The following is a 12,765-nucleotide window of genomic DNA, read 5'->3' on the forward strand; positions in this document are numbered from 1 at the left end:
TGTCGCGGGTGAGGATGAGGCTGTCAATATTGGGGTCTCCTGATCCGCCCTGCGCCGAAGGCGTGGGGAGGATTTGTTTCGGTTGGGGCAGCTTCGCCATTGCCCCCCACGGCGGCAACGCTATGGTCGCGCCGCAATCATTTCGGCGAGATCATGAACCCTCCCTGGCTACTTCCCACATTCGTCCTGCTGATATCCTATCTGCTGGGGTCCATTCCCTTTGGCCTCCTGCTGACGCGCGTCACCGGCGCCGGGGATTTGCGGCAGATCGGGTCGGGCAATATCGGTGCGACCAACGTGCTGCGGACGGGGCGCAAGGGGTTGGCGGCAGCGACCTTGCTGCTTGACCTGCTAAAGGGCGCGGCGGCCGTCCTGATCGGCGCGGCGTTGATCGACAATGGCGGGCCGATGGCGGGGGCGATGGCCTTTATCGGGCATTGCTATCCGGTGTGGCTGCGCTTTGCGGGGGGCAAGGGCGTGGCGACGATGATGGGCGTGGTGACCGCGCTGCACTGGCCTGCGGGAATAGTGTTCGCGCTTGTATGGCTGGGCGCGCTGTTCGGGACGAAATGGTCTTCAGTTGGAGGCATGGCGGCGGGGATCAGCGCTCCGGTCGCGCTGTGGTTCATGGGGCGGTTTGATCTGGTTCCTGTAGCGTTGGCAATGACGCTGATCCTGCTGTGGCGGCACCGGGCCAATATCGCGCGGCTTGCTAAGGGGACCGAACCCAAGATCGGGGCTGCCAAAGGGTGAGCGAGCAGGAGCGGTTTGATCGCCTCCGCCTGATCCGTTCGCCCCGCATCGGGCCGGTTACTTTCCGGCAGTTGATGGCGCGCTTCGGAAAGGCGGGAGAGGCTTTGCGGGCGGTGCCGGAGCTTGCTGCAAGAGGCGGCGGGAAGGCGGCTGTGGCGGACGCAGGCGCCGTCGAGCAGGAGATTGCCCGCAGCCGGGCGCTCGGCGCGCGCTATTTGTTGATGGGGGATCAGGACTATCCCTTTCTGCTGGAACAGATGGATGGTTCGCCGCCTGCATTGATCGTGCGCGGCGATGTTGGGCTGACCGGGCGGCAGTGCGTGGCCATTGTGGGTGCGCGAAATGCCTCCGCCGCCGCCTGCCGTTTCGCGCGGACGCTGGCGCAGGAATTGGGACAGCAGGGCGCGGTGGTGGTGTCGGGCCTTGCGAGGGGTATCGATACGGCCGCGCATCAAGGGTCGGTGGGAACCGGGACGATCGCGGTCATCGCCTGCGGTATCGATGTCGTGTTTCCGCCAGAAAATGGCGACTTGCAGGAGCAGGTGGCGAATGAGGGTCTGCTGGTTACCGAGCATCCTCCCGGAACGCAGCCGCTCGCGCGTCACTTTCCGGCGCGTAATCGCATTATCGCTGGATTGGCGGCAGGGACGGTGGTCGTGGAAGCGGCGCCGAAGTCCGGATCGCTCATCACCGCGCGACTGGCTGTCGAGGCCGGGCGGGAGGTCATGGCGGTGCCGGGATCGCCAGCTGATCCACGGGCGCAAGGATGCAATCACCTGATTCGCGAAGGTGCAACGCTGGTGCAGAATGGCGCGGACGTGATCGAGGCAATTGGAGGCATCGACGCGCGCATGGTGCGGCAGGGGCGGCTCGACTTTAGCGGCGCGCCGGTCTCGTCGGATGTGGCGGGGCAGGAGCGGGAGATCGTTCTGGGTCTGCTCGGCCATGCGTCGGCGCCTGTCGATGAGGTCATTCGCCTTTCTAATCTCAGCCCTGCCATCGTTCAGACCGTGCTGCTGGAGTTGGAACTGGCCGGTCGGCTGGAACGTCATGCGGGCGGCAAGGTAAGCCTGTCGTGATGCTCTTGACGCAGGGCACCGCCGCCTTCCAGACTCGCGCGTGTACGTGAGAGAACTCAAAAACCGGGGCATGAATGCAGCTTGTCATCGTTGAATCGCCAGCCAAGGCGAAGACCATCGAGAAATATCTGGGCGGCGATTTCCACGTCCTCGCCAGCTATGGCCATATCCGCGATTTGCCGCCGAAGGACGGGTCAGTGGACCCCGACAATGGCTTTGCGATGTCGTGGGAAAATTATGGGGACAAGGGCAAGCAGCTGAAAGCCATCGCCGATGAGGCGAAGAAGGCGACGCGCTTGATCCTGGCGACTGACCCTGATCGCGAAGGGGAGGCGATCAGCTGGCATGTGCAGGAAGTGCTGCGCGCGAAGAAGGCGCTGCCCGCGACCGTGGACCGGGTGACTTTCAACGCGATCACGAAGGCCGCAGTGCTGGACGCGATGGCGAAGCCTCGCGCGCTGGATGAGGATTTGATCGACGCCTATCGGGCGCGGCGGGCGCTTGACTATCTGGTGGGCTTTACACTTTCGCCCGTGCTGTGGCGCAAGCTGCCAGGGGCCAAGTCGGCGGGGCGTGTGCAATCGGTCGCGCTGCGTCTTGTCGTTGATCGCGAGCGTGAGATTGAGAGCTTCGTCGCTCAGGAATATTGGTCGGTCGCGGCTGAGATGGAGCAGGGGGGGCAGGGCTTTACCGCGCGGTTGGTGCGTTGGAAGGGCGAGAAGATCGACCGGCTGACCATCGGCAAGGAAGGCGACGCCATGGCCGCGAAGGCGGACGTGGAGGCCGGGCGCTTCACCGTCGAGAAGGTCGAGACGAAGCCCGTTTCGCGCAATCCTCCCGCGCCGTTCACGACGTCGACATTGCAGCAGGAGGCCGCGCGCAAGCTCGGCTTCTCCGCCAGCCACACGATGCGGATCGCGCAGCAGCTCTATGAGGATGGCGCGATCACTTACATGCGTACCGATGGCGTGCAGATGGATGGCAGCGCCATTTCGGCGGCGCGCAAGGCGATCGCAGAGCGCTATGATGGCGGCTATCTGCCGGAGAAGCCGCGCCAATATCAGACCAAGGCCAAGAACGCGCAGGAAGCGCACGAGGCCATTCGCCCGACGGAGTTCGGACGGGACAAGGTTGGTTCGGGCGATCATGCGCGGCTGTATGACCTGATCTTCAAGCGGGCGCTGGCGAGCCAGATGGCTTCGGCGCGGCTGGAGCGGACGGTGATCGATCTGGTCGATGGCACCGGGCAGCACGCGCTGCGCGCGACAGGTCAGGTGGTGATCTTTCCGGGCTTCCTCGCGCTCTACGAAGAAGGGCGCGATGATGCCGAGGATGACGACAGCAAGCTGCTGCCGCGTCTCGTGGCGGGCGATGCGCCTGCCAAGAAGAAGGTGACGGCGGAACAGCATTTCACCCAGCCGCCGCCGCGTTATTCGGAAGCATCGCTGGTCAAGAAGCTGGAGGAACTGGGGATCGGGCGACCTTCCACCTACGCCTCGACTCTGCAGGTTCTCAAGGACCGCGACTATGTGCGGGTGGAAAAGAACCGCTTCTTCGCCGAGGAAAGCGGACGGCTGGTGACGGCGTTCCTGGAGCGCTTCTTTGAGCGTTATGTCAGCTACGATTTCACGGCGGGCCTTGAGGACGAGCTGGACGAAATTTCGGGCGGCCGGGCGCAATGGCAGGCCGTTTTGGAAGCCTTCTGGCGCGACTTCAAGCCCAAGACCGCCGAGGTCATGGAGCAGAAGCCGTCGGACATCACGGCGGAGCTGGACAAGTTCCTGGAACCGATGCTGTTCCCGCCGAAGGCTGACGGCAGCAACCCGCGCGCCTGCCCGATGTGCGGCGACGGACAGCTGGCATTGCGTGGCGGCCGGTTCGGCGCGTTCATCGCCTGCTCCAACTATCCGGAGTGCAAATTTACGCGCAAGTTCGGGCAACCGGGCGGCAGCGATGGCGGTGAGGACAAGGGGCCGGAGGTGCTGGGGCAGCATCCCGAAACCGGGCAGGACATCGTGCGCAAGTCTGGACGCTTTGGTCCCTATATCGAAATGGGCGAGGGGAAGGAGGCCAAGCGCGGATCGATTCCCAAGGACCTGCCTGATGGCGAAATGACGCTGGATTGGGCGGTGAAGCTATTGAGCCTTCCCCGTGAGGTCGGGCTGCATCCGGAAACGGGCAAGCCGATCGTAGCGAATATCGGACGCTTTGGGCCTTATCTGCTGCATGACGGCAAATATGGTCGGCTGTCCTCCACCGCCGAGATTTTCGAGGTGGGGATGAATAGCGCCGTCGCCAAGCTGGCGGACGCGGCGAACAAGGGCGGGCGCGGTGGCGCCTCGCGTGAGCCTTTGAAGGTGCTGGGCAAGCATCCGCGTACCGAGGCGGAGATCAAGCTGATGGCGGGGCGTTATGGCCCTTATGTCACCGACGGCACGACCAATGCGACCTTGCCCAAGACGATCGAGCAGGATGCATTGACGCTGGAGGAAGCGGCGCAGTTGATCGACGCGCGGGCGGCTGCAGCGCCTGCGAAGAAGGGTAAGAAGAAGGCGGCGCCCAAGAAGGCTGCGGCGAAGAAGCCTGCTGCCAAGAAGGCGCCCGCGAAGAAGAAGGCGGCGGCGGAATAGATCTCCCCCCACCTCCCGTTCGGGCTGAGCTTGTCGAAGCCTCTTACTTTTTTGAAAGGAAGAAGAGCCCTTCGACAGGCTCAGGGCGAACGGGGATAGATGAGCGCTACTCCACCCAATCAAGCCCGATGTCGCGGTAGATGAAGCGGTCGTCCTCCCAATCTTCCTTCACCTTGACGTGGAGGTAGAGGTGGACCTTGACACCCAGTAGCTGCGCCAGTTCGGCGCGGGCTTTTGAGCCGATTTCCTTGAGGCGCTGGCCACCCTTGCCGAGCACGATGGCACGCTGGCTGGAACGGCCGACAAGGATCTGCTGATGGATTTCGACCGATCCGTCCTCGCGTTCCTTATACTGTTCCGTATCGACTGCGGCCGCGTAAGGCAGTTCGGCGTGGAGCTGGTGATAAAGCTGCTCGCGCGTGATTTCGGCGGCCAGCATGCGATCGGTTGCGTCGGAGACCTGATCTTCCGGGAAGTGCCAGGGGCCTTCGGGCATGGCATTGGCGAAAGCGGTCTTGAGCTCGGGCAGGCCATCGCCCGTCGTGGCGCTGATAAAGAATGTCTCTTCGAAGCCAATCCGTTCATAAAGCTTCTGGGTGTGGACCAGCAGCTTCTCCTTGATGGCGATATCGACCTTGTTGAGGATCAGCCATTTGCGTTCGGGCCGATGTGTCAGCGCCTCGATGATCGGCTCCATCTTTGAGCCGAGGCCCGCCTTCCCATCGACGATCAATGCGATCAGGTCAGCGCCCTGCGCGCCGCCCCATGCGGCCTGAACCATCGCGCGATCAAGGCGGCGCTTTGGTGCGAAGATGCCGGGTGTGTCGACCAGGACAATCTGCGTGTCGCCTTCGATAGCGACGCCCATGACGCGGGTGCGGGTCGTCTGCGCCTTGGGGCTGGTGATCGCGACCTTTTGGCCGACCAGGGCGTTGACCAGCGTGGATTTACCAGCGTTGGGGGCGCCGACTATGGCGATGACGCCGCAGCGTTGGGATTCAGGATCAATCGTCAAACAAAAACTCCGTTCGCCCTGAGCTTGTCGAAGGGCTCTACTTTAATTTTGGGCGCGCCAATGTGGAGATTAGTCTCCAATCTTCTCGGATCAGAGCGAGCTTTTTGGCTCTGCTCCAGCCCTTGATCTGACGCTCGGCTTCTAGCGCCTCCATACGGGTTCCGAACTCCTGCGACCAGACCAGTTTTACCGGGCGGCGGTTTTGCGTGTAGCCGGGCATCGCGCCGACTTCATGCTGAGCGATCCGGGTTTGCAGATCGTCCGTGTGGCCGATGTAAAAGCTGCGGTCTGCGCAGTGGAGCATGTAGGTGTAGAAAGGCATGTTGGCTTGAAGAAGGGAAGCGGAGCCCTTCGACAAGCTCAGGGCGAACGGAGTGAGGTGGCATGTTGGAGGGGCGGGATTCAGCCGTTTAGCTTATCCAACAATGCCTTCGCCGCAGCCGTCTCCGCCTCTTGCTTGCTTCCTCCCGTCGCGCTTGCTTCACCTGCGCCCTTGATGCTCACCGTCACCGTGAAGCGCAGCGCATGGTGTGGCCCGGAGCGGTCAGTCATCGCATATTCCGGGGGCTTGCGGCGGTTGGCGGCGGCCCATTCCTGAAGGGTGGACTTGGGATGCTTTGGCGCGCTTTCCTGCGTGTCCACCCGGTCGGCCCAGAGACGACGCACTAGCCCGCGGGCATCGTCAATGCCTGCTTCCAGATAAAGCGCGCCAATCAGCGCCTCCATGACGTCACCCAGCACATTGTCGCTGTCGGCCGCGCCGTCGTCGCGGGCTTGTTTGCCGAGGATAAGATGCGTGGGGACGCCAGCCGCGCGCGCAACTTCGGCGCATGTCTCACCCGACACCAGCGCGTTGAAGCGGCGCGACAGCTTGCCTTCGGGTTCTCCGGTAAAACGCTCATAAACCCATTCGGAGACGATCAGGCCGAGCACCCGGTCACCGAGAAATTCCAACCGCTCATAATTGACGGCATTCGCGCTGCCGTGGGTAAGCGCCTGACGGAAAGGCGCCTCGTCCTTCGGCGCTCGTCCGATCAGCCCGGCGAGCCAGCCAGACGTGTCGGGCTTCGTCAAAAGCCTTCCCCGATGCGGTTCCAGCGCGCTGCGGTGAACCATGTCCAGGGGAGGAGCCAATTAGCGCTGCCATCGGTGGAGAAGACCGAAATCATCGCCTTTCCAACCAGATTTTCCTCAGGCACCAGCCCGATGCCGCCGCCTTCGACCGCCGGGAAGCGGCTGTCCGCGCTGCGATCACGATTGTCGCCCATCATGAATAGATGACCTTCAGGCACCAGCACCGTGTCGCGATCGTCGGCGGCCCCGTCGGGGACGAGGTCGAGGACGTTGTAGCTTTTGCCGCCGGGCAATGTCTCTCGATATTGTGGATAACGGCACTGACGCCCGCCGCTTGGCGCATCTTGCTCGAACTTCGGGCGGTAACAGGGGGAGGGGCTGCCCTCCTTGGCTGCGGCATCGACCATGTTAGGTGAGACGGGGATGACGAGGTCGGCGACCCTCTGTTTCCGAATGGCCTGACCGTTCAGATAAACCGTCCCGCCGCGTACTGAAATCATGTCGCCGGGCAGGCCGATCACCCGCTTGATATAGTCATTCTTCTGGCTCGGCGGCGCCTTGAACACCACCACATCACCGCGCTGGGGCGTGGATGCCAGGATCCGGCCGGGGATCAGCGGTAGGTTGAAGGGCAGCGAATAGCGCGAATAGCCGTAGGGCCATTTGGCAACGAGCAGATAGTCGCCGATCAACAGGCGGGGCTGCATCGATTCAGACGGTATATTGAACGGAGATACGATGAAGCTGCGCAGGACAAAGACGAACACCGCCAGCTTGGCGAGAAACCAAAGGAAGTCCCGCGTTTCGGATTTTGCGCTCATGCTATATTGTCTAGTCCTTCGATCCGCCTTGAAAACAGGCCGTTGCGGCTTTTGCTGCGTTGTAAACCCGCCGTCAAGCATAGCGGGCGGTGCATTGGCCGTTACGCTTGGGTAAGAGACGGGAGAATCGACAGGTGCGGCGTCGTCGCTAACCACGGAAAATGAGGATTTACCCTTCCATGACCAGCCCTGCACTGGAGGCCATTGCGGCCATCCCGCAGCCCGAATTGAAGTCCATCTTCACGGCGGACCCGAACCGGCTGAGCAAGTTCACGCTGACCCAGGGGCCTATCCGTTTCGACTGGTCCAAAACGCATCTGACCAGCGATCTGCTGGACGGCTTTCTGAAGCTGGCGCAGGAGAAGGATTTCGCCAAATGGCGTGACGCCTTTTTCGCGGGCGAGCCAATCAATAATAGCGAAGGTCGCGCCGCCGAACATCCCGCAGAACGTGGCGAAGGCAATGCGGAAAGCGTTTCGCGGGCAAAGATGCTGCACGCCCGCATGCGCGCGCTGATCGACGCGATCGAGGGGGAGGCGCTAGGCCCGATCCGCCATATCCTGCATATCGGCATCGGCGGGTCGGCGCTGGGGCCTGACCTGATCATCGACGCGCTGGGCGGCGACGGTGCGCGCTATGACGTGGCGATCGTGTCCAATGTTGACGGGACCGCGCTGGAGCGGGCGATCGCGCGCTTTGATCCGGAAGCGACACTGATCGCCATTGCGTCCAAAACCTTCACCACCACCGAAACCATGTTGAACGCCGCGAGCGCGATCAACTGGCTTGTCGAGGCGGGGGTGGATGATCCCTATGGCAAGGTGATTGCGCTGACCGCCAATCCTGACAAGGCGATCGAATGGGGCGTGGACGAAACGCGCATCCTGCCATTTTCCGAGACGGTAGGCGGGCGCTATTCGCTCTGGTCGTCCATCGGTTTCCCGGCTGCTCTGGCGCTTGGCTGGGATGCGTTTGAAAGCCTGCTGGAGGGCGCGGCGGCGATGGACCGGCACTTCCGGCTGTCCGATCCGGCCCGGAACGCCCCGCTGATCGCGGCTTTCGTGGACCAATATTATGCGCGTGTCGTGGGGTGCCAGACGCGCGCCTTGTTCGCCTATGATGAGCGGCTGCGGCTGCTGCCATCCTATCTCCAGCAGCTGGAGATGGAGAGCAATGGCAAGAGCGTGACGCGCGATGGCCAGCCTGTCGATGGGCCGACGGCACCGATTACATGGGGTGGCGTCGGCACCGACGCGCAGCATGCTGTGTTCCAGTTGCTGCATCAGGGTACGATCGTGGCGCCCGTCGAGTTCGTCGCCTCGATTGATCCCGGCCATGCCCTGGATCCGGCGCATCACAAGGCGTTGCTGGTCAACTGCTTCGCACAAGGTGCGGCGTTGATGCGGGGCAAGGAGAATGCGGACGATCCCGCTCGCGCCTATCCGGGCAATCGGCCGTCCACCACTATTCTGCTGGAGGATGTGACGCCCGATGCTTTGGGCGCGCTGATCGCTTTTTACGAACATCGCACCTTTGCCAATGCGGTGCTGATGGGGGTCAATCCCTTCGATCAATTCGGCGTGGAACTGGGCAAGGAAATCGCCAAGTCGATCGAGGCGGAAGGGGCGAAGGGCTTTGACCCCTCGACCATGGCACTGATCGATCTGGCGTTGGGCGGTGCATAGAGGCCCAAGATGATTGTAACTCCGCTGGATAGCCGCCATATCCGGCCTCCATCCAGCGGAGAACAGCATGACCGACTACGATTTCGACCTTTTCGTCATTGGTGCGGGATCGGGAGGGGTGCGTGCATCGCGCGTGGCGGCGGCGCATGGCGCGAAGGTCGCGGTCGCCGAGGAATATCGGGTCGGCGGCACCTGCGTCATTCGCGGCTGCGTGCCCAAGAAGCTCCTGATCTACGGCGCCCATTTTGCTGAGGATCTGAAGGATGCGCGACGCTTTGGCTGGCATGTCCCCGATTGCGATTTCGAATGGAAAGTCCTGCGCGACAATGTGCTGGCCGATGTCGATCGGCTGGAAGGGCTCTACAGGAACACGCTCGAGAGCCATAAGGTCGAGTTGATCGCGGAACGCGCCACGATCACCGGGCCGCATTCGGTTAAGCTCTCAAGCGGTCGGGAAATCAGCGCCAGATATATCCTGGTCGCGACGGGGGCCTGGCCCGCTATCCCGGAGATGGAAGGAGCGGAGCATGGCATCACGTCCAACGAAGCCTTTCATCTGGAGGACGCGCCCAAGCGGATGGTGATCGTCGGCGGCGGCTATATCGCCAATGAATTTGCGGGCATCTTCCATCAGCTTGGCAGCCATGTGACCATCGTCAACCGGTCATCGACGCTGCTGCGCGGCTATGACGAACAGATCCGCGACCGGCTTCTCCAGATTTCCACGATGAAAGGCATCCAGTTCCGCTTCAATGCGGAGATGGAGCGGATCGAAAAGAATGAGGATGGCACGCTGTGCATGCATTTCAGCAATGGCGATCCCATAGCCTGCGACACGGTGATGTTTGCGACGGGACGTCAGCCGCATGTCGAGGGGCTCGGCCTTGAAAATGCAGGCGTGGAGCTGGACGACAAGGGGGCGATCAAGGTCGATGAATATAGCCGCACGAGTTGCGAGAGCATCTATGCGGTCGGCGACGTCACCGACCGGCTGCAGTTAACGCCTGTCGCCATCCGGGAAGGCCATGCCTTCGCCGACACGGTGTTTGGCGACAATCCCAGGACGGTGGATTATGACTGCGTCCCGTCTGCCGTATTCAGTCACCCGCCCCTGGCTGGCGTGGGACTGACCGAGGCGCAGGCGAAGAACAAGCTGGGGACGGTGAAGGTCTATACTTCAGACTTCCGCCCCATGAAGAACGTCCTTGCCGGTCGGGATGAACGCGCGCTGTACAAAATGGTGGTGGACGCGACGACGAACCGCGTGGTCGGGCTGCACATGATCGGGCCGGATGCACCGGAGATTTTACAGGCTGCGGCGGTGGCGGTGAAAGCGGGACTGACCAAGCAGCAGTTTGACGACACTGTGGCGCTCCACCCCAGCATGGCTGAGGAACTGGTGCTGCTGAAATAGGTCAGCGAGCCGCCGCGAAGGTCACGACCAAAGCATCGCGCCACGCGGCTTGTCGTGGATCTACGGGGTGGATTTCCGTGACGCCATGCAGGATGCGGCGGTCGTCGATCAGCACCGTGTCCCCCGGTTGGGCGAGGGTGAATTCGCCTAGAGCCGTGCCGTCCGGCGCGCCGATGCGAGTCACGCCTTCGTCCACATTGCGCCGCTCGATCAGCATCACGAGGACCCAGTCCACTCCGTCGCGGTGGAGTCCCTCAGGCGTCGGGCGGCCGATATGCTCCTCGCGCGTCTCGATGCGGAACTGATGCATTTCGACATGCCACTCCCGTGCGACATCGGCTCCAAAATTCGCCGCGCAAAAGGCGAAGATCGCCTGCATGACAGGATTGTCGATCGTCTCCTGATGAACCGGATCAAACCAGCGCTGCACATCGCCGTTCAGTGGGTTGTAATCGCGGCTCTGGAAATGCGGTTGGTGTGGCTTGCGCGTAAAATGTCCCTGCTCACAGCGAAATGCGGCATGCCGCCGCCGCCGATAACGTCCCCCGTCCGCCATGTAGAGGTCAGGACCAAGGTCGTTCCAGCTATCGGCGAATTGCTCCCAGCATGGTTCATCGGCTTTCAGCACCGCCAGCATGTGAGGTCCGGCGATGCGGGCAAAGCCATCGCGTGTAAGGTCTGCCTGCAATTCGGCGCGGTGAAAAAGGCCGTGGTCCATAAGTCCGATCTTAAGCAGCCATCGAAGCCCGCAAAGGGCCAGTTTCCGCAAGCTGGGTGCTGGCGAGGCGGATCAGCCGATCCAATAGGGCACGATCTGGCGGTTGTCCGGATCGACGCGGATCGGCCGGTCGGCGGGCGGGAAGGCGCGCTGGTCACAGCTTTGGCGCGGGCAGAGGCGGCAGGTTATGCCGATGGGGGTGGCGGCCCCCTCCATCTCTAGCTGTAGCCCGTCAGCATAGACGAAGTTCGCGGCATGGGCGACTTCGCATCCCAAAACAACGGCGTAGCGGCGCGGGGTGCGTGAATAGCTGCCCGAAGGCTTTACCAACCCCTTGGCCATGGACACGTACCGCACCCCGTCGGGCGTTTCGCCGAGCTGGACGTTGATGCGATCGGGTATGGCGACGGCTTCATGGACGTTCCACAAGGGGCAGGCGCCACCGAAACGGGCGAATTGCAGGCGCGTGGCGCTGTGTCGCTTGGTGATGTTGCCCGCCATGTCGACGCGGCAGAAGAAGAAGGGGATGCCGCGCAGGCCGGGTCGTTGAAGGGTCGACAGGCGGTGACAAGCCTGTTCAAAACTCACACCGAAACGGCGGGCCAGCCGGTCGATATCATGACGCACTTCACGCGCCGCCGCACGGAATTGGGCATAGGGCATCAGCAGCGCGCCCGCCGCATAATTGCCGAGACCGATGGCCAGCAGCCTGTCGGCGCCTTCCACCGGCAAGGCGGCCCGATTCACGACGTCGGCAATCACGGCCTGCCCCTCCAGCATCATGAGCTGGTGAGACAGCATGAACTTGCGGCTTTCCGTCGGGAGAGCCGCGTTCACGAACAGGCGGCGATCGTTCGACGAATAGGCGCGCAGGGCGGAATCGGGCGTGTCGGCGATCAGTGTTTCAATGCCGTGGCGGCGGGCAAGCGCCTCCACCAGCATGCCTTCGTCCAGAACCTGTCCGGCCGTGAAGCTGGACGCCATGTCCTCCGCCAGGCAATCGAGCGCGTGGACATAATTGCCCGCCTCATGAAACCAGTCGCGTGCCGCTTCCCAGGGCAGGCGCGCCTGAACTTCATGATCGTTGGCGATCGCCTCCTCGATCATATTGATGCGTTCGTTGGCGCGCATATGGGCGTTGTAGAGATCGATATAGCGGGCTGCGAACTCCGGGAACTGGAGGTGGAGCTTCTCGATCCGCTCCGGTTCCATCAGCGGACCGGGCAGTTCGGGATGGGCCAGCGCATAGGTGAAGGCGCCGAGCAATTGCTCTTCCTCGCGGCTGTCGAAGCTGGCCCAATCAGTGGGGAAAGCGCTGGCAACGGCAGCCTTTACCTTGGCGGTCAGGGGGCGGTCGTCATTTTCCAGCTGGCTGAGATAAGAGACGGAAATCCCCAACGCCTGCGCCATGGTGGCCTGGTCCATTCGGTGGTCCAGGCGAAGCTGCCGCAGCCGTGGACCTGCGAAAATACGATTGCCTCGTGCCATCCACTGCCCATAATTTGCGAAATCGTGATTTGCAAATTGGCAAATTTGCATTTGCGAAAATTGCGAAAGAAGGGAAAGGGGGCAGATG

The 12,765-nt window shown here is 62.4% G+C and carries 11 protein-coding genes; 5 read left to right on the plus strand and 6 right to left on the minus strand.

What is annotated here, in order from left to right; all coding sequences use genetic code 11:
• Nucleotides 1–153 precede the first annotated feature (153 nt).
• The 3 genes from plsY (at nucleotide 154) to topA (ending at nucleotide 4,462) form a co-directional block, all read left to right on the plus strand.
• Complete coding sequence (gene plsY / locus ACZ5TB_RS04125; RefSeq protein WP_464792113.1) at nucleotides 154–753, plus strand: glycerol-3-phosphate 1-O-acyltransferase PlsY; 600 nt, start codon at nucleotides 154–156, stop codon at nucleotides 751–753.
• Entirely contained in the window at nucleotides 750–1,832 is a 1,083-nt protein-coding gene (gene dprA, locus ACZ5TB_RS04130; RefSeq protein WP_464792114.1) for a DNA-processing protein DprA, read from the plus strand. Before plsY ends, dprA begins: the two co-directional genes overlap by 4 nt.
• A gap of 74 nt (nucleotides 1,833–1,906) precedes the next feature.
• Entirely contained in the window at nucleotides 1,907–4,462 is a 2,556-nt protein-coding gene (gene topA, locus ACZ5TB_RS04135) for a type I DNA topoisomerase (protein ID WP_464792115.1), read from the plus strand.
• A 106-nt stretch (nucleotides 4,463–4,568) separates the two neighbouring features.
• Here the strand turns inward: topA and era are convergent, their stop codons facing one another.
• The 4 genes from era to lepB all read right to left on the minus strand — a co-directional run bounded on the left by era (nucleotide 4,569) and on the right by lepB (nucleotide 7,372).
• Complete coding sequence (gene era / locus ACZ5TB_RS04140) at nucleotides 4,569–5,477, minus strand: GTPase Era (protein WP_464792116.1); 909 nt, start codon at nucleotides 5,475–5,477, stop codon at nucleotides 4,569–4,571.
• A gap of 37 nt (nucleotides 5,478–5,514) precedes the next feature.
• Nucleotides 5,515–5,799, minus strand: a complete 285-nt coding sequence (locus ACZ5TB_RS04145) for a GIY-YIG nuclease family protein (protein WP_464792117.1) — start codon at nucleotides 5,797–5,799, stop codon at nucleotides 5,515–5,517.
• Between the two features lie 80 nt (nucleotides 5,800–5,879).
• Nucleotides 5,880–6,593 (minus strand): ribonuclease III, encoded by a 714-nt coding sequence (gene rnc / locus ACZ5TB_RS04150; protein ID WP_464792118.1) that lies wholly within the window; start codon nucleotides 6,591–6,593, stop codon nucleotides 5,880–5,882.
• Nucleotides 6,548–7,372 (minus strand): signal peptidase I, encoded by an 825-nt coding sequence (gene lepB, locus ACZ5TB_RS04155; RefSeq protein WP_464792119.1) that lies wholly within the window; start codon nucleotides 7,370–7,372, stop codon nucleotides 6,548–6,550. The genes rnc and lepB overlap by 46 nt, the downstream gene beginning before the upstream one ends.
• Before the next feature lie 179 nt (nucleotides 7,373–7,551).
• Here lepB and pgi point away from each other — a divergent pair, with 179 nt between their 5' ends.
• Together pgi and gor are read left to right on the plus strand one after the other, a co-directional pair.
• On the plus strand, nucleotides 7,552–9,057 hold the full coding sequence (gene pgi, locus ACZ5TB_RS04160; RefSeq protein WP_464792120.1) for a glucose-6-phosphate isomerase: 1,506 nt from the start codon (nucleotides 7,552–7,554) through the stop codon (nucleotides 9,055–9,057).
• 67 nt (nucleotides 9,058–9,124) lie between these two features.
• Entirely contained in the window at nucleotides 9,125–10,471 is a 1,347-nt protein-coding gene (gene gor / locus ACZ5TB_RS04165) for a glutathione-disulfide reductase (protein ID WP_464792121.1), read from the plus strand.
• Nucleotide 10,472: 1 nt separating this feature from the next.
• On the opposite strand, the gene ACZ5TB_RS04170 is transcribed toward gor, so the two are convergent.
• Both ACZ5TB_RS04170 and ACZ5TB_RS04175 read right to left on the minus strand, forming a co-directional pair.
• On the minus strand, nucleotides 10,473–11,189 hold the full coding sequence (locus tag ACZ5TB_RS04170) for a 2OG-Fe dioxygenase family protein (RefSeq protein ID WP_464792122.1): 717 nt from the start codon (nucleotides 11,187–11,189) through the stop codon (nucleotides 10,473–10,475).
• Between the two features lie 72 nt (nucleotides 11,190–11,261).
• Nucleotides 11,262–12,677 carry a helix-turn-helix domain-containing protein gene (locus tag ACZ5TB_RS04175; RefSeq protein WP_464779505.1) on the minus strand — a complete coding sequence of 472 codons (1,416 nt, stop codon included), beginning with the start codon at nucleotides 12,675–12,677 and terminating at the stop codon, nucleotides 11,262–11,264.
• Nucleotides 12,678–12,765: the final 88 nt, after the last annotated feature.

This window comes from Sphingobium sp. TomTYG74 (assembly GCF_055393875.1).

What these genes read in the sequence shown, in the direction of transcription:
- plsY (WP_464792113.1), top strand. Translation starts at nt 154, where the DNA reads ATGAACCCTCCCTGGCTACTTCCCACATTCGTCCTGCTGATATCCTAT.
- topA (WP_464792115.1), top strand. Translation starts at nt 1,907, where the DNA reads ATGCAGCTTGTCATCGTTGAATCGCCAGCCAAGGCGAAGACCATCGAG.
- ACZ5TB_RS04145 (WP_464792117.1), bottom strand. Translation starts at nt 5,799, where the DNA reads ATGCCTTTCTACACCTACATGCTCCACTGCGCAGACCGCAGCTTTTAC.
- rnc (WP_464792118.1), bottom strand. Translation starts at nt 6,593, where the DNA reads ATGGTTCACCGCAGCGCGCTGGAACCGCATCGGGGAAGGCTTTTGACG.
- lepB (WP_464792119.1), bottom strand. Translation starts at nt 7,372, where the DNA reads ATGAGCGCAAAATCCGAAACGCGGGACTTCCTTTGGTTTCTCGCCAAG.
- pgi (WP_464792120.1), top strand. Translation starts at nt 7,552, where the DNA reads ATGACCAGCCCTGCACTGGAGGCCATTGCGGCCATCCCGCAGCCCGAA.
- gor (WP_464792121.1), top strand. Translation starts at nt 9,125, where the DNA reads ATGACCGACTACGATTTCGACCTTTTCGTCATTGGTGCGGGATCGGGA.
- ACZ5TB_RS04170 (WP_464792122.1), bottom strand. Translation starts at nt 11,189, where the DNA reads ATGGACCACGGCCTTTTTCACCGCGCCGAATTGCAGGCAGACCTTACA.
- ACZ5TB_RS04175 (WP_464779505.1), bottom strand. Translation starts at nt 12,677, where the DNA reads ATGGCACGAGGCAATCGTATTTTCGCAGGTCCACGGCTGCGGCAGCTT.